The organism is Streptomyces flavidovirens DSM 40150 (assembly GCF_000429085.1).
In the GTDB taxonomy this organism is placed as follows: Bacteria; Actinomycetota; Actinomycetes; order Streptomycetales; family Streptomycetaceae; genus Streptomyces; species Streptomyces flavidovirens.
In genome coordinates, this window is the sequence record NZ_AUBE01000022.1 from 33,808 (window position 1) to 52,040 (window position 18,233).

An 18,233-nucleotide genomic window follows, 5' to 3' on the forward strand; every position below is an offset into this window, starting at 1 on the left:
AGAGGTCAGCAGGGGGAGGGGGAAGGCAGCGCTCAGCCGAAGTCGGCGAGGCCGACGGGAGGTGAACCGGGGGGAGGCGGGCCGGGAGCCGGCATGGTGCGCATGCCGATGCCGGGTGCGGACCCGGCCGGCGCGGGCGCCGGCATGGTCGTCAGGCCGCCACCGCCCGCCTGGAGATCGTTCATCGCCTGAACGTCGGCGCCCTGGTAATTCGCCTTCGAAATACGGACCTTGTCGGCCAGCTCGTGCAGCGCGCTCTCCAGCACCTTGGCCTCGGCCTGCCACGCCTCGGAGAAGTTGTTGAACGCCGGTCCGGAGTCCGAGCCGCCCAGGGCGTCCGGCGGGTAGCAGAGCTGCTCCTGGAGAGCGGCGCCGATGTCACCGGCGTCGTCGCCCGCCCGGTCGAGCTTGTCCGCCTCGGCGGCCATCCCGCCCTGCTGGACGCGGTAGCCACCCTGTTGCGTCTGCCCGGCCATCTTCCCCCGCTTGCCAGCCGATTCTGATCTTGCGGGGGAAGATTACCAGCCAGGGGTGACATGCCCACAGCGAAGAATGCGGGTCAGCGGCGTGACGTCTTGCGCGTCGCCCGCAGCCACTCCTTGTTCATCGCGGCGATGGACGGCAGCGGAATGCCCTTCGGGCACGCGGTGGCGCACTCGCCGGTCAGGGTGCAGCCGCCGAAGCCCTCCTCGTCCATGGCCGAGACCATGTCGAGGACGCGGGTCTCGCGCTCGGGCGCGCCCTGCGGGAGCACGTTGAGGTGGTTGACCTTCGCGGAGGTGAAGAGCATCGCCGAGCCGTTCGGGCAGGCGGCGACGCACGCGCCGCAGCCGATGCACTCGGCGTGCTCGAACGCGAAGTCGGCGTCGGCCTTCGGCACGGGCGTGGCGTGCGCCTCGGGGGCGGCGCCGGTCGGGACGCTGATGTAGCCGCCCGCGCCGATGATCCGGTCGAACGCCGACCGGTCCACCACCAGGTCCTTCACCACCGGGAAGGCGCCCGCCCGCCACGGCTCGACGTCCACCGTGTCGCCGTCCTTGAAGTGCCGCATGTGCAGCTGGCAGGTGGTGGTGCGCTCCGGGCCGTGCGCGTCGCCGTTGATGACGACACCGCACGCGCCGCAGATGCCCTCGCGGCAGTCGTGGTCGAAGGCGACCGGCTCGTCGCCGCGCAGGATGAGGGTCTCGTTGAGCGTGTCGAGCATCTCCAGGAACGACATGTCCTCGGAGATGTCGTCGATGTCGTACGTGACCATGGCGCCGGGTTCCTCGGCATTGCGCTGGCGCCAGACGCGCAGGGTGAGCCTCATGCGTAACTCCGCTGGGTGGGGTGGACGTAGGCGAATTCGAGGGCTTCCTTGTGCAGTACGGGAGCCCGGCCCGTACCCACGAACTCCCAGGCGGCGGCATACGAGAACTCCTCGTCCCTCCGCTCCGCCTCACCGCCCTCGCTCTGGCTCTCCTCGCGGAAGTGGCCGCCGCAGGACTCGGTGCGGTGCAGGGCGTCGAGGCACAGCAGTTCGGCGAGCTCCAGGTAGTCGACGATGCGGTTCGCCTTCTCCAGCGACTGGTTGAGCTCCTCGCCCGTACCCGGCACCTTGATCCTTCGCCAGACCTCCTCGCGGATCTCCGGGATGCGGCCGAGTGCCTTCCGCAGGCCCTCCTCGGTGCGGGCCATCCCGCAGTACTCCCACAGGAGTTCCCCGATCTCCTTGTGGAAGGAGTCGGGGGTCCGGTCGCCGTCGACGGCCAGCAGCCGTTCCAGGCGGTCGTTGGTCTCCGCGACCGCGCGGACCGCCTCCGGGTGGCTCGCGTCGACGTCGTCGTGGTGGGGGTTGCGGGCGAGGTAGTCGTTGATGGTGGACGGCAGGACGAAGTAACCGTCGGCCAGGCCCTGCATCAGCGCGGAGGCGCCGAGGCGGTTGGCGCCGTGGTCGGAGAAGTTCGCCTCGCCGATCGCGAAGAGACCGGGGACGGTGGTCTGGAGGTCGTAGTCGACCCACAGGCCGCCCATCGTGTAGTGGATCGCCGGGTAGATGCGCATGGGCACCTCGTACGGATTCTCGGCGGTGATCCGCTCGTACATCTCGAAGAGGTTGCCGTACTTGTCCTCGACCGCCTTGCGGCCGAGGCGCCGGATCGCGTCGGCGAAGTCGAGGTAGACGCCCTGCCCGCCGGGGCCGACGCCGCGCCCCTCGTCGCAGACGTTCTTCGCGGCGCGCGAGGCGATGTCGCGCGGCACCAGGTTGCCGAAGGACGGGTAGATGCGCTCCAGGTAGTAGTCGCGCTCGTCCTCCGGGATGTCGGCCGGCGGGCGCGTGTCGCCCTGCGCCTTGGGGACCCAGATGCGGCCGTCGTTGCGCAGCGACTCGCTCATCAGGGTGAGCTTGGACTGGTGGTCGCCGGAGCGCGGGATGCAGGTGGGGTGGATCTGGGTGAAGCACGGGTTGGCGAAGTACGCGCCGCGCCGGTGGGCGCGCCAGATCGCCGTCGCGTTGGAGTTCTTGGCGTTGGTAGAGAGGTAGAAGACGTTGCCGTAGCCGCCGCTCGCGAGCACCACGGCGTCCGCGAAGTACGTGTCGATGCGGCCGGTGATCAGGTCGCGGGCGACGATGCCGCGCGCCCGCCCGTCGACGACGATGAGGTCCAGCATCTCGGTGCGCGCGTGCATCTCGACGTTGCCGGCGGCGATCTGCCGGGACAGCGCCTGGTAGGCGCCGAGCAGGAGCTGCTGCCCCGTCTGGCCTCGGGCGTAGAAGGTCCTCGAGACCTGTACGCCGCCGAAGGAGCGGGTGTCGAGCAGGCCGCCGTACTCGCGCGCGAAGGGCACGCCCTGCGCCACGCACTGGTCGATGATCTCGACGGAGATCTGCGCGAGCCGGTGGACGTTCGACTCGCGGGCGCGGAAGTCGCCGCCCTTGACGGTGTCGTAGAAGAGGCGGTGGATGGAGTCGCCGTCGTTGCGGTAGTTCTTGGCGGCGTTGATGCCGCCCTGCGCGGCGATGGAGTGGGCGCGGCGGGGCGAGTCCTGGTAGCAGAACTGGACGACGTGGTAGCCCTGTTCGGCGAGCGTGGCGCCCGCCGCGCCGCCCGCGAGGCCCGTGCCGACGACGATGACGGTGTGCTTGCGGCGGTTGGCCGGGTTGACCAGCTTGGCCTCGAAGCGGCGGGTGTCCCAGCGCTCGGCGATGGGACCGGAGGGGGCTTTGGTGTCGATGACCGGCGCGCCGGTCGAGTAGGCCGTGTAATCGCTCATGTCAGCTCACCACTCCAGTCATGACGGCCACCGGTACGGAGACGAATCCGGCGGTCAGCACCAGCGCGAGACCGTTGGCCACGGTCTTGAGGATCCGGTCGCGCCGCGCGTTCCCCACGCCCAGCGTCTGCGCGGCGCTCCAGAAGCCGTGCCGGATGTGCAGCCCCACGGCTGTCATCGCCACGAGGTAGATGACGTTCCCGTACCAGGTGCTGAAGGTCGCGACGACGTTCTCGTACGGGCGCCCCGGCTGGGCGTTCTCGTTCACCGTGAGCGTCGTCAGGTCCAGCAGGTGCCACACGATGAACAGCGCGAGGATGATCCCGCCCCACCGCATCGTGCGCGTCGCGTAGCTGGCCCGCCGCCGCTTGTGCACGTACTTGCTCGGCCGCGCCCTGATGTCCCGCCTGCTGAGCTGGTACGCCGCGACGCCGTGCAGCACCACCGCCGCGAGCAGCACCACGCGTACGATCCACAGCGCCCACTCGTAGTGGAGCAGGGGCTCCCCCATGGTGCGCAGCCAGTGCGCGTACGCGTTGAACTCGCCGGAACCGAAGAAGATCTTGAGGTTGCCGAGCATGTGGGCGACCAGGTACATGAGCATGATCAGGCCGCTCACGGCCATCACCGTCTTCTTGCCGACGGTCGATCCCCAGAGCGAGCGCGTGAGGGACGGTTGTCGATCCGTCCGCGTAGCCAGTGCCATGGCACCGACGCTAGGGCCGACGGGCCCAGAGGTCCAAGACATGGTCCGGCTCATGTCCATAGGCTGGTCCTATCGGCGATATCGTGGGCTCATGCAGTTCCAGCAGCTCCTCTACTTCGTGACCGTCGCGGAGACCCTGCACTTCACGCACGCCGCCGAGCAGGTGCACGTCTCCCAGCCGTCCCTCTCCCAGCAGATCCGCGCCCTGGAGAAGGAGCTGGGCGCCGACCTCTTCACCCGCGCCCGCGGCAACATCTCCCTCACCGACGCCGGCGAGGCCCTGCTGCCGCTCGCCCGCCGCATCCTCGCCGACGCCGACACCGCCCGCCACGAGGTCCAGGAGCTGGCCCAGCTGCGGCGCGGCCGGGTGCGGCTCGGTGCGACGCCGAGCCTGTGCACGGGGCTGCTCCCGGACGTACTGCGCACCTTCCACGATCTGCATCCCGGCATCCAGCTGCTGATCGAGGAGGGCGGCTCGCACGATCTCGTACGGGAACTGGCGCGCGGCGCGCTCGACCTGGCCCTGGTCGTGCTGCCGCTGCCGTCGCCGTCACCGGCCCTGACCACGGTCGAGCTGCTGCACGAGGACCTGGTCGTGGTGTCCGCCGCCGCACTGCCCCGTCCCGGAAGGGGCGGCAGGTCCGTACGCGTCGCGGATCTGGAGTGCGAGCCGCTGGTGATGTTCCGGCACGGGTACGACCTGCGGGAGCTGACCGTCGCCGCCTGCCGCGCCGAAGGATTTGAGCCGTCCTTCACGGTCGAGGGCGGCGAGATGGACGCCGTGCTCGGCTTCGTACGGGCCGGGCTCGGCCTCGCGGTCGTGCCGCGCATGGTGGCCGCGCGGGCGGGGCGCGACCTGCGGGTCACGCCCCTGGCCCGGCCGGGCCTGCACCGTACGATCGCGCTCGCGCACCGCAGCGACGTGGCTCCGCCGCGCGCGGCGCGCGAGCTGCAGAACGTACTCCTCGCTTCTCGCGTCCGTCAGACGGCGTCGGCCAGCAGCAAGGTGTGAATGCGGTCGGGAGCGCCGGGCCGCGCGTAGTACCAGCCCTGCGCGGTGTCGCAGCCCAGCTCGCGCAGCTGCGCGGCCTGCGCGCCCGTCTCGACGCCCTCCACCGTCACGGCCAGCTTCAGGCTGTGCGCCAGTGACACGATCCCCTCGACGATCTTCAGGTCGACGGCGTCGGCCGGGTGCTGCTGCATGGACTGGGTGAAGGACCGGTCCAGCTTGAGCACGCTCACCGGCAGCCTGCGCAGATTGGCGAGGTTGGAGTAGCCGGTGCCGAAGTCGTCGAGCGCGATGTCGACGCCCATCTCGGCGAGCTGGCGCAGCGGCTTGAGCAGGTCGTCGTCGGCGCCGATCAGCGCCGACTCGGTGACCTCCAGGCACAGGGCGCCCGGTTCGAGGCCCGCCCGTTCCAGCACGTCCACGGTGTCGGAGACCAGGCCGGGGTGGTGCAGCTGCATCGGTGAGAGGTTGACGTTGATCCGCAGCGGCCCGCCGTCGGAGTGCCGCTTCTGCCAGAACCTGGCCTGGCGTACGGACTCTTCGAGCACCCAGCGGCCGAGCGGCACGATGAGACCGGTGTGCTCGGCGAGCGGAATGAACCGGTCCGGGCCGAGGACACCGTGCTGCGGGTGGCACCAGCGCACCAGCGCCTCCGCGCCGTGCACGCTGCCGTCACCGAGATGCACGAGCGGCTGGTACTCGATGAAGAACTCGTTCCGCTCCAGCGCGGCGGGCAGCGCGTTGGTGAGGCCGTGCCGGGTGATGGCGCGGGCGTCCGCCTCCGCGTCGGCGGTCTCGAAGCGGTTGCCGCCCGCCGACTTGGCGCGGTACATGGTGATGTCGGCGCTGCGCAGCACCTCCGCAGGACCACGCTCGCCCGCCGGGCCTTCGACGATGCCGATGCTGCCCCGCACGGTCAGGTCCCGGCCCTCGATACGGATCGGAGCGGCGAGCGCGTTCAGTATGCGGGCGGCGAGCTCGTCTACCTCCTGGCGGGTGTCGGGCCCCGTGGTCAGCGCCACGAACTCGTCGCCGCCGAGCCTGGCCACCATCTCGCCGGGCGCTGTCGCGCAGCTCTGCAAGCGGTCGGCGACCTCCACGAGCAGCCGGTCGCCGGCCGAGTGGCCCAGGCTGTCGTTGACCGCCTTGAAACCGTCGAGGTCCAGGTAGCACAGGCCGAAGCGCATGCCGTCGCCCGCGGACAGGGCCTTCTCCAGGCGCTCGAAGAAGAGCGTACGGTTCGGCAGTCCGGTCAGGGCGTCGTGGGTGGCCTCGTAGCGCAGCCGCAGGTTCAGCAGCCGCCGCTCGGTGGTGTCCTCCATGAGCGCCAGCTGGTACTGCGGACGGCCGTCGGCGTCACGCAGCAGCGAGACCGTCAGGTTCGTCCACAGGACGGTGCCGTCGGTGCGGTAGTACGGCTTCTCCACGCGGTAGTTCTCGCGCTCGCCGCGCACCAGCTCGCCGTACAGCCTCCAGACATGGGGCGTGTCCTCAGGGTGGACCCACTCGCTCACCTTCCGGCCGCGCATGTAATGGTCGAGCCCGCCGAACATCCGCATGAGCGCCTCGTTGACCTCCAGGATGTTGCCTTCGAGGTCCGCGATGCCTATGCCGATCGCCGCGCCTTCGAAAACCGCGCGCAACCGGGTCTCCGTGGCGTGCAGTACCTTCTGCGCCTCGCTGCTCGCCAGGAGGGACGACCTGGCGAGGGCCTCCTGCTCGGCGAGGGTGCGCTCACGCAGCGCCTGCGCGAAGCCGGCGGCGATGGCGTGCTGGAGCCGGGCGCAGCGGGCCCGGTGCTCCTCCGACTCCGCGGGCGAGTCGTTCTCCCCGGCGCAATACAGCACCAGGTAGGAGTCGACGACTCCGAGCGTACGGACGAGGGCGTCCGGGTCGGTGCAGTGGGCGGCGACCAGGGCGGCGCCCACCTCGTGCGCGGGCGCGGTGTCGAAGGGCCGGCGGTGCAGGGCCTCGCTCAACTGCCGTGCCAGCGGCAGCAGGTGCTCTTCGACCTCGGGGCGGGTCAGGGAGGTGGCGGTGACGGGGAAGATCGCCCGGCTCCAGATCGTGGCGAACCGCCCGAGTCTGTCGTCCCGGTCGTCGCGGTCACCACGGTCGTCGAGGCCGCGCGCGGCCGCTCGCCCCGCCTCCCGTCCGGAGCCGGGCCCCGGTGCCTGCGATGGCACGCTCACGCCTTGCGTCCCACTCCTGCGAAGCCCGAGAAGGCGAACGGATCCTCCTGCGAGAGGGGGGTCTCCGGCCGCCACTCGGCCATCGGGACCAGTCCCGGCTCGACCATCTCGTACCCCTCGAAGAACCGCGCGACCTCCTCGCGCGGGCGCATGACCAGCGGGTTCTTGATGCTCTTGTAGACCCCGACCGTGCCGCCCACCTGTTCCTCGGGGAGCGGGACTCCCTCGTAGGAGGCGTGGGTGAGGATGACGAGGCTGCCGGGCGCGAGGGCGTCGCGCAGGGTGTCCACCGCGCACTGCGGGTCGTCGGCGTCCTCGACGAAGTGGAGTACGGCCACCAGCAGCAGCGCCACCGGGCGGTCGAAATCGATGAGTCCGCCGACGACGGGGCTGCTCAGGATGTCCTGTGGCTTGCGCAGGTCGGCCGCGGCTATGCCGGCCCGGTCGTTGCCCGCGAGCACGGCCCGGCTGTGCGCGACGGCGACCGGATCGTGGTCGACGTACGCCACGCGGGCCTCGGGGTTGGCCGCCTGGGCGACCTCGTGGACGTTGCCGAAGGTCGGGATGCCGGATCCGATGTCGAGGAACTGGGTGATGCCCTCGTCAGCCGCGAAGCGCACCGCGCGGCGCATGAACGCCCTGTTCGCCTGCATGATCTTGGGCAGGCCCGGCATGAACTCCATTGCCTTGCGGGCCGCTTCCCTGTCGACCTCGAAGTTGTGCGAACCGCCCAGGTAGAAGTCGTAAATCCGGGACACGCTCGGCACCGTGAGGTCGATGCCCTGTGGTGCCCAGGCGGGTCGCTCCATCAATCTCTCCAACTCATCGCCAGGGGACATCCGGTCATGACCTAGACCGGTGTTCGAGCCGAGGCTACTGATCGGCAGGCATCAGAGCGAGCAAAAACGGAAATTGGCGGTCCGTTCTCGGTCACACGCCGCAGGCATGTGCGGCACAAACGACCGGCCCGCCCCTGCCGCACGGGGCGGAGGGACGGGCCGGGGTGGCCGGGCGCCACAGCGCGGGGACGCTGCCGGAACTACTTGGGCGCGCCGACCAGCTTGCCCTCGGGCGAGACCGCGTACCAAGTGCCGCCGACACCCTGACCGTTGGTGTCACCCGGCTTCGCGTCACCCGAGAAGGTGTAGAGGGGCCAGCAGTCGATTGTCTGCTGCTTGATGCCGTCGGGGCGGTCGAAGGTGACGAAGCCCTTCTTGAGGATGCCTTCGGTGTCGTTCTTGTCGACCGGCGGGACGACCGGCCACTTGTCGAGGCAGGCGCCGGTGCAGGCGGTCTTCATCGGCCAGGCCGAGTCCTTCTTGAACCGGTAGACCGTCATGCCCTTGGAGTCCACCACGACGTCACCGAGCTTGGCGTCCTTGCGTACGGACATGCCCGCGAGGTCGGCGGGGTTCGCGGCCCCCGCCTCGCCCGCGTCACCGGCGCCGGTGTCGCCGCCCGCCGCGCCCGGTGCGGCCTTCTTGCCGTCGGGGGCGGAGGCGAACCAGGTTCCGCCGACGCCCTGGCCCTTGGCGTCGCCGGGCTTGGTGTCCTTGGCGAAGCGGTACATGGGCCAGCCGCCGACGGTGAGCTGCTTGGTGCCGTCGGCCCGCTCCACCTCGCCGAGCATCGAGGCGTCGGTACCGGGGGCGGCCGTGGCGTCACTCGCCGGCACGACCGGCCAGGCCTTCGCACAGTCGCCCTCGCAATTCGACTTCGGCGGGCCGGCGGTGTCCTTGTCGAACCGGTAGAGCGTGAAGCCCTCGCTGTCGGTGAGCACCTTGCCGAGCTTCTTGCTGTCCCAGACGGACAGTTGTCCCGCGGCCTTGGGCGCGGCGGCCGCGCCGCCGGCGGCGTCGTCACCGTAGCCGCCCTTGTCGGAACCGTAACCGCTGTCGGCGGGCTGCTGCGCGGGGTTGGCGTTGCCCACGGCCTGGCCATTGGGGGATTCGGTCACCTTGTCCTGACCGCACGCCGTCGTCAGCGCCATCACAGCCGCCGCCGTCACCGCGAGCGAGACGTTCCGCCAGGTCTTCATGTGGACTCCTGTGCACCGAGGGTGTGTTGCGACGCTCCAGTGCGTCGCTCATGGCCCTAGGTACGGGCGGGATGTGCCCGGGTGTTCAAAGCCTTCGCAGAAATTTCGTAATGACCTTCGCGACGGGGAAGGCGATCTCAAACGCAAAGCCGCGAAAGTCCTGCCATCAGGGGAATTGGGCCGGACGGCGCGTAGCGGAGGCCCGCCCGGACCATGCTCCCGGACGTGCACCTTCCGCTCCTGGGGCGCCTGTTGGGCGTCGTGACCCTGATCTGGCTGCTGGTGAGTCCCGTACCGGCCGCGGCCGACAACTGTTCGTACGCCTCCATCTCACGCGGCGGTGAGCTGTCGTCGGGCTCGGCGGTCGCCGTGGGCGGAAGCGCGACCTGCACGGCGGGCCCGAAACCGAAGCCCCCGCCGACCCCCACCCCAGTGCCACCGCCACCGCCCCCGCTACCGCCTCCTCCGCCTCCTCCCCCGCCACCTCCTCCGCCTCCTCCCCCGCCACCGCCACCGCCACCGCCCGTCGAACCCGAACCGGCGCTTCCGGCGCCCCCTCCGCCACCACCACCCGCCCCGGCGCCGCCGCCCGCGCCCAAGCCCGCGCCCAAGCCCACGCCCGCTCCCTCCCTCAAGCCCAAGCCCAAGCCCACGCCGTCCGCCAAGCCGAAGCCGCCCTCCCCCAAGCCGGTCGCCGTCCCCGTGTACCGCAAGGCCACCCGTCAGGAGCCGCGCGGCGGCCCGTCCCTGGTTTCGCTCACCCTCCTGGTCACGGCCCCCGCGGTGTTCGCCGCCGCCGTACTGCGCCCACGCTCCCGCTAACCGACGGAGAATCCCATGTCGGAATGGCTCGTTCTGAGCATCGCGATGGCGTCCGCCTGCGCGGTCGTCCTCACCATCACCGTGATCAACCACCGCCGCGTCGGCGATGACGACGACCCGTCCGAGACCCCGGACGTCATCGAGTACATGACGATGATGATCGGCGTGGTCTACGCGATCGTCCTCGGCCTCGCCATCGCCGGCGTCTGGGAGGGCCGCAGCGCCGCCCAGGAATCCGTACGCCAGGAGGCCCAGGCGCTGCACGAGGTCAGCGCCCGCTCGTCGGTGTACCCCGCCGAGGTCCGGGCCCGTATCCGCGGCGATGTCGACGCGTACGTCACGTACGTCGTCACCACCGAATGGCGGCACATGGCCGACCACGGCAGTCTCACCGAACGCGGTACCGAACTCCTCGACCGGGTACGCCGCGACGTCACCGACTACGTGCCGAAGACCGACCACGAGGGCCAGGCGTACCAGCCCCTGGTCGACCAGGTGGCCGCCGCGGACGACGCCCGGGGCGCGCGGGGCCAGGGCGCGGAGGCCACCATGCCCGGCGTCGTGTGGTTCGGCCTGATCATCGGAGCCCTGGTCGCGGTCGGCCTGATCTTCGCCCTCCAGATCCGCCGCACGGGACGCGAGCTGTTGCTGGCCGGTCTCTACAGCGCCCTGATCGCCTTCCTGCTGTTCCTCATCTGGGACTTCGACGCCCCCTTCGGCCGCGGCCTCTCAGCCACCGCCGGCCCGTTCCTGGACCTGTTCCCGAACGCGACCGGGTAGCCGGGCTCTCCGGTGGTCCACCGGGTGGCGCCACGCGCCTACCCCATTTGCGCGACTGTGATCGCGCGTCGCCGCCACTGCTCCTAGCGTTCGGGGTATCGAGGCGCATTTCCTGCCATGTGTGGATAAAAATTCCGCCGCTGCTCCTCGAGGACCCGGAGGATTGTCCATGCGCGCGATACGTGTGACATCGGCCGCCGCGCTCGGCCTCGCCGCTCTTTCGCTCACCGCCCCGGCCGCCTCGGCGGTCGACGACAAAGTGCCCGCGCTCGTCGGCACCGCCACGCCATCCACCATCGCCCCGGGCGGACAGGTCACCCTGTCCCTCTCGGGGTGCGACGGCGAAGCGGATGCGTTTTCGGCCGTGTTCGGCCTCGTCAAGATCCCTCCGGGCGGCATGGCGACCGCCACGGTCGACTGGGACGCGAAACGTGGGGCCATGTACAGGGTGACGTACACCTGTAACGACGGCCGGCAGACCACCTCGCAGCTCACCATCACCGGCGCCCCGCCCACCCGCACCTTCACCCCCCGCCCGACCGCCACCGTCACCCGCTCCCCCGCCGGTCCCGCCAGGGGTGGTGTGGGCGGCAGCCAGGGCGGAATGAACGCCGGAGAGATCGCCGCCGGTGCGGCGCTGGTCGTCGCGGCCACCGGTGGTGTCGTCTTCGTACTGCGCCGGCGCAGCAGCAGTCGCCAGCACTGACCGAACCGCCCCGTACGCCCGTTGCCCCGCGTCCTCGTAAGGACGCGGGGCGACGGGCGTTCACGTGGGCACGGGCCTCCGGGCGGCCGGGCGCTCAGACCTCGGCGCGGTTCAGGCGGCGCCTGCGCGCGATGAAGAGGCCGCCGCCGATCGCCGCCACGGCGACGAGACCGGCCCCGACCTTCATCTCCGTGTCCGAGGCACCGAGCGATCCACCGATACCGCCCATCGTGCCGCGACCCGCGACGACGGTGAACTGGTGGGTCTTCATCCTCGGGTTGTCATTGCACTTGACGGCCAGGTGGTAGTTGCCGGGAGTGGCGTTGTGCCTGATCTTGGCGGTGGCGTACGACGTGGTGTCGCTCGCCGGCAGATGGGCGGGCCGGTGGAAGACGTGGGACGTGACGGTGCCGCCGTGACCGCACCCGGAGGCGCTGATCGTCAGCACGGCACCCTGGTGCACCCGGTACGGGTTGACGTTGACGTTGCTCGGGCCATTGGTGGCGGTGGCGATCGGGGCGGCGAGTCCGACCGCGGCGCAGGCCGCCGCCGTCACCAGGCAGGCGCGTGAAGCACGCATCGTAGAACCTCCATGGGACGGCGCCCCGGAGCGGTGCTCCGGGAAGATCGACGAGAACGCCTCCCATGACGAACACTCACCGGCGCGCGCTATTACCGCATTTCGGGCTGGTCCACCCCGGTGAGGCGACACGCCGGGGTGGCGGGCCCGGACCTGACGGAGTCGCAGGTCACAGACCGTCAGATATCTTGTACGACGAGTTACCCCGGATGGGTCACCGCGGTGGCGCCGCGCCACCCGTTCGCCCTTCACGTCTCGCCGCCCCCACCCCGCGCGCTTAGCGTCCGTACAGACGCGTCGAAGGGAGCACCATGGGCCAGGAGTACACCGGCTCCGAGCCGAGAAAGCGCTCGCCGTGGGGGCTCCTGGCCCTCGTCATGCTCACCGGCCTGGCGCTGATGCGCAACGGCACCGACGCGTCGCTCGGCCCCCCGCAGCCCGCTTCGGCCGCCGCCCTGAACAGCCGCTCCGAGGTCGACGGCGCCCGGACCTCGCACACCTCCCCGGTCCAGCCCCTGCCGTACGCCCCGGCTTCCCGCATCCGGCTCCCCGACATCCGCGTCGACGCGCCCATCGTGGACGTGGGGCTCGACGACCAGGGCTGGATCGACGCACCGTCACCGCAGGACCCCAACCTCGCCGGCTGGTACCAGAACGGCGTCGCCCCCGGCCAGCGGGGCACCTCGGTGATCGTCGGCCATGTCGACAACGCCGTCGGGCCCGCCGTGTTCTACAACCTGGGTTCGCTCAAGAAGGGCCAGCGCATCGAGGTGGCACGCTACGACGGCCGCGCCGCCGTCTTCGAGGTCTACGGCGTCGAGGTCTTCCCCAAGGAGGAGTTTCCGGGTGTCCGGGTGTACGGCGACATGGGCAGGCCGGAGCTGCGCGTGATCACCTGTGGCGGCGGCTATTCGAAGGCGGACGGCTACACCGGCAATGTCGTCGTCTTCGCCCACCTGGTCGCCACCCGCTGAGCGAGTGGCGACCGCGCCAGGTGTTCAACTCACTCCCGAGGAGTCGCGCTCGGCACCGTGATCCGGTACCCCGCGTCGAGCAGCTCCGGCAGATAGGTCCGCAGCGCCTCCACGCTCTGCCGCCGGTTTCCTCCCGCGTCATGCGAGAGCACCACGACACCGGGGCCCGCGCCGCCGCGCACCCTACGGACGATGGCCTCGGTGCCCGGCTCGCGCCAGTCGAGCGTGTCGAGGGTCCAGCCGAGCGGTTCCATGCCGAGTTCCGCTCCGATCTCGAACGAGCGGCGGTTCCAGGCCCCGTACGGCGCGCGGTACCAGGCGGGTGCGTGCCCGATGGTGTGCTCGACCACGTCGCTCGTACGCCCCAGCTCGGCGCGGATGCCCGCCGGTGACAGCCGTGGGACGAGCGGATGCGACCAGGTGTGATTGCCGACGACATGGCCCTCCTCGGCCATCTCACGCAACAGGTCACGGTTCTCGGCCGCCATCTCCCCGCACACGAAGAACATCGCGCGCACGTCGTAACGCCGCAGCGTGCGCAGGATGTCGGGGGTGTAGCGCGGGTCGGGCCCGTCGTCGAAGGTCAGCACCATGCCGCGGCCGATCCCGGCCATGCGCAGGAAGGGCTTGCGGCGCACCGGCGGCCGGGCGGGGCTGAACCGGGGTGGTGTGTACGCCGTCATGGGCCGCAGCCGGTACGCCGAGGCCCTGACCGGCGCACCGGCCTGCGGCCCCTCCGCCGGCGGCGGCGGGCCCGAGGCGTGGCGTCCCGGCGTCTGGGTGGTGTCCGGGCCGAGGAACCCTGCGGCGGTGGCCGCTCCGAGGCAGGCGGCGAGGCGCAGTATCGCCCTGCGCTCCCGAAGCATCTGATCCTTTTTCATGACTAATAGCTCGCACGGCCGCAGCCGCCGGAGCCCCACCCACACCGGCGGCGGGAGCCGAAGTACCCGATGGGACGAGCCGGTCGGTGCCGGATAGCCTCGTTCCCGTGACGGAGCAGCAACGCCATCAATTCGAACGCGGCACCGACGGCCCCAAGGTGATCGTCGCCGGCCTGGACGGATCGGATTCCTCGCTGCGCGCGGCCGCGTACGCGGCGGGCCTGGCCCGGCGGCAGAACGCGCTGCTGGCTCTCGTGTACGTACAGCCGCTGATGCCGGCGGGAGCCTCGCTCGGCGTGCCGGTCGCGGGTACGACCGCGGAGATCGCCGAGGACCTGATGGCGGAGGTCCGTGCGGCGGCGGAGCGGACGAAGGGCACCTTCGAGGTGCGCTGGGAGTTCCACACGTTCCGCGGCGACCCGTACAACGGCCTGGTGACGGCGGCGGACGAGCTCAAGGCGGACGCGGTGGTCGTCGGGGCGTCGGAGTCGGCGGGCCACCGGTTCATCGGCTCGGTGGCGGTGCGTCTGGTGAAGGCGGGGCGCTGGCCGGTCACGGTCGTGCCGTAGCGGCCGCGGGGCCCGGACGCCGCTGCGGGGCCCGTACGCCGAGGAGTCCACTTGGCGTACGTCACCTTTCGTCACGCCCGCACCTGGGCCATCATGAGCCGCCATCAGCCGTTGGTCTCTGCGGAGGTGTGACTCATGGCCGGACTGCGGACGGGACAGGGCGTACTGCGCCGCAAGCCCATCGAACAGATCGAAGAAGGCGACGCGAGCGAACGGCTGACCAGGACACTCGGGCTCTGGCAGCTCACCGCGATCGGCGTCGGCGGCATCATCGGCGCGGGCATCTTCACCCTCGCCGGTGCGGTCGCCAACGGTACGGCCGGCCCCGCCGTCCTCATCTCCTTCCTGATCGCGGGTGTGGCGAGCGCGGCCGCGGCCTTCTCGTACGCCGAGTTCGCGGGCATGATCCCGAAGGCCGGTTCGGCGTACACCTACGGATATGTGGTCCTCGGTGAGCTCGCGGGCTGGTTCATCGGCTGGGACCTGCTGCTGGAGTACACGGCGATCGTGGCGGTGGTCGCGATCGGGATCTCCGGCTACTTCAACTTCCTGATCAAGGACCTGGGCGCCGAGCTGCCCACCTGGATGCTCGGCGCGCCCGGAACCGGCGACGGCCACCGGGTGGACCTGTTCGCGGCGGTGCTGTGCCTGTTCATCGCCTATCTGCTGACTCTGGGCATCAAGAGCGCGGCGCGTTTCGAGACGGTCGTGGTGGTGCTGAAGGTCCTGGTCGTGCTGCTCGTGATCGGCGTCGGTGTCTTCCACATCAACACCAGCAACTACAGCCCCTTCTTCCCCTTCGGGGTCGGTGGTGCGTTCACCGGCGCGGCGACGGTGTTCTTCGCGGTCTTCGGGTACGACGCCATGTCGACGGCGGCCGAGGAGTCCAAGGACGCGCAGCGCCACATGCCGAAGGCGATCATGTACTCGCTCGCGATCTCGATGGTGCTGTACGTGCTGGCCACCCTGGTGCTCACCGGCATGCAGAACTACAAGGAGGTCGACCCGGAGAGCGGCTTCTCCACGGCCTTCCAGTCGGTGGGCCTCGGCGCGCTCGCGGATGTGATCGCGGTGGGCGCCATCATCGGCATCCTCACCGTGATGTTCACGTTCATGCTGGGTGTGACGCGGGTGTGGTTCTCGATGAGCCGCGACGGGCTGCTGCCCCACTGGTTCGCCAAGACGCATCCGACGCGGCACGTGCCGGTGCGGGTGACGTGGATCGTGGGGATCGCTTCGGCGCTGATCGCCGGCTTCCTGCCGATCGGGGAAGCGGCCGAACTGACCAACATCGGGATCCTGCTGGCGTTCGCCGTGGTGTGCACGGCGGTGATCGTGCTGCGCTACCGGCGGCCGGAGCTGCCGCGCAGCTTCCGCACCCCCGGCATGCCGTTGGTGCCGGCGATCGGGGTGGTGTTCTCGATCTGGCTGATCACGTTCTTGGCGTGGCAGACGTGGCTCCGCTTCGCGGCGTGGTTCGCGCTCGGCCTGATCATCTACTTCGCCTACTCGTACCGGAAGTCGGCGCTGGCGAAGACACCACGGCCGTCGGCGGAGGAGCGGGGCGAGGAGTAGCGGACGAGCGTGGGGCTCCGCCCCGGACCCCGGTCCCCACGCCCGCAGGGCGTCCGGGGTCCGTCGCCGGGGCTACTGGCCCATCGCCAGTCCTTGCTCCCCCGCCCCCCGGCTCAGCACGACGTCCCGGATCCGGTCCCGCACAGCCACATGGTCCGCGCCCCCCGCGATCGCCGCGTTGAGGTTCACCACGCGCCCGGCCTTGGTGTCGAACCACTGCGGGATGAACTCCGCCTTGCTGACCTCCCAGCGCTGCCCCTCCTGCTCCGGCGGCGCGAAGGTGAAGCGGCCGATCGTGCCCTGGTTGCCGCGAGGGTCGTACGCGCCCGAGTGGTTGACCATCTCACCGGCGATCTGGTCGCCCATGCCGTAGATGACCCAGGTGCCGTTGACCTTCTCATACGCCTGCGGGACATGCGCGTGGGTGCCGATGATCAGGTCGATGTCGGGGCGCTCGCCCGTCTTGGATGCGGTGAGCGCCTTGCCCAGCCGCAGTTGCTGCGCGTCGGGGTCGTCCTGCCACTCCGTGCCCCAGTGCATCGAGACGACGACCACGTCGGCGCCCGCCTTTCTGGCCGCCCTGGCGTCGGCGACGATCTTCTCCTGGTCGATCAGGTTCACCGCCCACGGGCGGCCTTCCGGCATTGGGTAGCCGTTCGTGCCGTAGGTGTAAGCGAGTTGGGCCACCCTGGCGCTGCCGCCCTTCAGCCAGGCCGGCTCGCGCGACTCGGCCTCCGTACGGGCCGAGCCCACGTGCCGGACACCGGCCTTGTCGAGGGCGTTGAGCGTCCTGTCGATCCCTTGGGCTCCGTCGTCCAGGCTGTGGTTGGACGCGGTGGAGCACGAGTCGTAGCCGGTGGAGCTCAGGCCTTTGGCCACCTCGGGAGGCGACTTGAAGTTGGGGTATCCGGTGTACGGGCCGCCGTCCGGGCCGTACACCGTCTCCATGTGGCAGATCGCCACGTCGGCCTCGGAGACGACCGACTTCACGCCCGCCAGCATCGGCGCGAAGTCGTAGCCGTTGCCGCCCGCGTCGGCGGCGGCCTGCCGGATGATCGACGCGTGCGGCAGTACGTCGCCCGATGCGACGAGGGTGAAGCCGCGCTGCTCGTCGTGACCGCTGCCGGCAGCCAGCGGAGCCTGGCGTTCTGAGCCCGGCGGCAGGGACTGCGTCGGTGGTCCGGTGCATGCGGTGACGCTCCCGATCAGCACCGCGGCCATGGCCGCCGCCCCGTGCAGTTTTCGCTTCACCATCAAACCGACTTTCAGCTTGTATGACTTTTGCTGAAATGAATCCATAGGGGCGTTGTCGGTAAGTCAAGGACCACGGCCGTTGCCGTCACTGGAACAGACGCGCGGTGACGACCGTTCGTCGTGCCACTCGTCGCACCGTTCGACCGCTCACCGCACGGCCCCTGCCGCCCGTTCGGCCGCCGCGTCCCGCACCGCCGCGCACCGGGCGGGCGGCGGTTATCTTCGCCGCCGTCAGGCCATCGGCCACCCGGTCTCCCGAAGGGGCGTCAACGGTGACTTCCTCCACTTCCTCCATCGAGCAGCACACCGACGAACGAGCCATCGCCGACCTCCAGCGCGAGCACGGCAAGGCGCTTTTCGGCTTCCTCCTGGGCCTGACGTACGGGGACAGGCAGCGCGCCGAGGATCTCCTCCAGGAGACCCTGGTACGGGCCTGGCAGCATCCCGAGGCGCTGGCGAGCGACCACGACTCGATGCGCCCCTGGCTCTTCACGGTGGGCCGCAGGCTCGCCATCGACGCCGGGCGTGCCCGCCGGGCCCGGCCGCACGAGGTCGGCGACGGCGTACTGGAGCAGTCCGCGCTCCCCGACGACCACGAGGAACGCTCAGTGACCGCGCTCGACGTGCGCCGAGCGGTCAAGGCGCTGCGGGGCGAACACCGCGAGGTGCTGACCCAGGTCTACTTCCGCGGCCGGTCCGTGGCGGAGGCGTCCGAAGCGCTCGGCATACCGGCGGGCACGGTCAAGTCCCGTACGTACTATGCTCTGCGCGCGCTGCGGAAGGTGCTTCCCGGGTACGGTCGCGACGCCGCCTGAGGCACTCTCGTCCCACCCGCCCCGCAGGGCAGGTCTTCACCCTCCGTACCCGTGCAGAGCGGGCCGATTTCGAAACC

General features: G+C 70.5%; 18 protein-coding genes. 8 read left to right on the forward strand and 10 right to left on the reverse strand.

The annotated features are described in order from the left end of the window. Nucleotides 1-32 precede the first annotated feature (32 nt). The 4 genes from G412_RS35775 to G412_RS0124285 form a co-directional block, all read right to left on the reverse strand. Entirely contained in the window at nucleotides 33-476 is a 444-nt protein-coding gene (locus G412_RS35775; protein ID WP_051338582.1) for a type VII secretion target, read from the reverse strand. 83 nt (nucleotides 477-559) lie between these two features. Further along, on the reverse strand, nucleotides 560-1,309 hold the full coding sequence (locus tag G412_RS0124275) for a succinate dehydrogenase/fumarate reductase iron-sulfur subunit (RefSeq protein WP_028814359.1): 750 nt from the start codon (nucleotides 1,307-1,309) through the stop codon (nucleotides 560-562). Next, on the reverse strand, nucleotides 1,306-3,255 hold the full coding sequence (locus tag G412_RS0124280; RefSeq protein WP_028814360.1) for a fumarate reductase/succinate dehydrogenase flavoprotein subunit: 1,950 nt from the start codon (nucleotides 3,253-3,255) through the stop codon (nucleotides 1,306-1,308). The genes G412_RS0124275 and G412_RS0124280 overlap by 4 nt, the downstream gene beginning before the upstream one ends. Before the next feature lies 1 nt (nucleotide 3,256). Beyond that, nucleotides 3,257-3,961, reverse strand: a complete 705-nt coding sequence (locus tag G412_RS0124285; RefSeq protein WP_078607322.1) for a succinate dehydrogenase cytochrome b subunit — start codon at nucleotides 3,959-3,961, stop codon at nucleotides 3,257-3,259. A gap of 91 nt (nucleotides 3,962-4,052) precedes the next feature. On the opposite strand from G412_RS0124285, the gene G412_RS0124290 reads away from it, so the two are divergent. Next, on the forward strand, nucleotides 4,053-4,973 hold the full coding sequence (locus G412_RS0124290; RefSeq protein ID WP_028814362.1) for a LysR family transcriptional regulator: 921 nt from the start codon (nucleotides 4,053-4,055) through the stop codon (nucleotides 4,971-4,973). Here the strand turns inward: G412_RS0124290 and G412_RS0124295 are convergent. The 3 genes from G412_RS0124295 to G412_RS0124305 form a co-directional block, all read right to left on the reverse strand. After that, nucleotides 4,943-7,036 (reverse strand): putative bifunctional diguanylate cyclase/phosphodiesterase, encoded by a 2,094-nt coding sequence (locus G412_RS0124295; RefSeq protein WP_028814363.1) that lies wholly within the window; start codon nucleotides 7,034-7,036, stop codon nucleotides 4,943-4,945. The two genes, G412_RS0124290 and G412_RS0124295, sit on opposite strands and share 31 nt — an antisense overlap. Before the next feature lie 122 nt (nucleotides 7,037-7,158). Beyond that, complete coding sequence (locus G412_RS0124300) at nucleotides 7,159-7,971, reverse strand: SAM-dependent methyltransferase (protein WP_028814364.1); 813 nt, start codon at nucleotides 7,969-7,971, stop codon at nucleotides 7,159-7,161. A gap of 230 nt (nucleotides 7,972-8,201) precedes the next feature. Next, nucleotides 8,202-9,200, reverse strand: a complete 999-nt coding sequence (locus G412_RS0124305; RefSeq protein ID WP_028814365.1) for an SCO0930 family lipoprotein — start codon at nucleotides 9,198-9,200, stop codon at nucleotides 8,202-8,204. Nucleotides 9,201-9,425: 225 nt separating this feature from the next. Between G412_RS0124305 and G412_RS39800 the strand changes: the two genes are divergently transcribed. The 3 genes from G412_RS39800 (at nucleotide 9,426) to G412_RS0124325 (ending at nucleotide 11,508) form a co-directional block, all read left to right on the forward strand. Further along, complete coding sequence (locus G412_RS39800) at nucleotides 9,426-10,022, forward strand: hypothetical protein (protein WP_208857927.1); 597 nt, start codon at nucleotides 9,426-9,428, stop codon at nucleotides 10,020-10,022. A gap of 15 nt (nucleotides 10,023-10,037) precedes the next feature. Beyond that, entirely contained in the window at nucleotides 10,038-10,802 is a 765-nt protein-coding gene (locus tag G412_RS0124320) for a bestrophin-like domain (protein WP_028814367.1), read from the forward strand. Nucleotides 10,803-10,971: 169 nt separating this feature from the next. Next, on the forward strand, nucleotides 10,972-11,508 hold the full coding sequence (locus G412_RS0124325) for a hypothetical protein (RefSeq protein ID WP_028814368.1): 537 nt from the start codon (nucleotides 10,972-10,974) through the stop codon (nucleotides 11,506-11,508). A gap of 94 nt (nucleotides 11,509-11,602) precedes the next feature. Here the strand turns inward: G412_RS0124325 and G412_RS0124330 are convergent, their stop codons facing one another. Then, a complete protein-coding gene (locus tag G412_RS0124330) occupies nucleotides 11,603-12,088 on the reverse strand; it encodes a hypothetical protein (RefSeq protein ID WP_028814369.1) in 486 nt (161 codons plus the stop codon). A 311-nt stretch (nucleotides 12,089-12,399) separates the two neighbouring features. On the opposite strand from G412_RS0124330, the gene G412_RS0124335 reads away from it, so the two are divergent. Then, entirely contained in the window at nucleotides 12,400-13,062 is a 663-nt protein-coding gene (locus G412_RS0124335; RefSeq protein ID WP_028814370.1) for a class F sortase, read from the forward strand. Nucleotides 13,063-13,091: 29 nt separating this feature from the next. On the opposite strand, the gene G412_RS0124340 is transcribed toward G412_RS0124335, so the two are convergent. After that, nucleotides 13,092-13,943 (reverse strand): polysaccharide deacetylase family protein, encoded by an 852-nt coding sequence (locus G412_RS0124340; protein WP_028814371.1) that lies wholly within the window; start codon nucleotides 13,941-13,943, stop codon nucleotides 13,092-13,094. Between the two features lie 107 nt (nucleotides 13,944-14,050). On the opposite strand from G412_RS0124340, the gene G412_RS0124345 reads away from it, so the two are divergent. Then, nucleotides 14,051-14,512: a universal stress protein gene (locus G412_RS0124345; RefSeq protein WP_028814372.1), complete on the forward strand. Its 462-nt coding sequence runs from the start codon at nucleotides 14,051-14,053 to the stop codon at nucleotides 14,510-14,512. A 135-nt stretch (nucleotides 14,513-14,647) separates the two neighbouring features. After that, nucleotides 14,648-16,087 (forward strand): amino acid permease, encoded by a 1,440-nt coding sequence (locus G412_RS0124350; protein ID WP_028814373.1) that lies wholly within the window; start codon nucleotides 14,648-14,650, stop codon nucleotides 16,085-16,087. A 72-nt stretch (nucleotides 16,088-16,159) separates the two neighbouring features. Here the strand turns inward: G412_RS0124350 and G412_RS0124355 are convergent, their stop codons facing one another. Continuing rightward, complete coding sequence (locus tag G412_RS0124355; RefSeq protein ID WP_028814374.1) at nucleotides 16,160-17,341, reverse strand: CapA family protein; 1,182 nt, start codon at nucleotides 17,339-17,341, stop codon at nucleotides 16,160-16,162. Between the two features lie 272 nt (nucleotides 17,342-17,613). On the opposite strand from G412_RS0124355, the gene G412_RS0124360 reads away from it, so the two are divergent. Then, nucleotides 17,614-18,156 (forward strand): sigma-70 family RNA polymerase sigma factor, encoded by a 543-nt coding sequence (locus G412_RS0124360; RefSeq protein ID WP_028814375.1) that lies wholly within the window; start codon nucleotides 17,614-17,616, stop codon nucleotides 18,154-18,156. The last annotated feature ends 77 nt before the right edge of the window (nucleotides 18,157-18,233 follow it).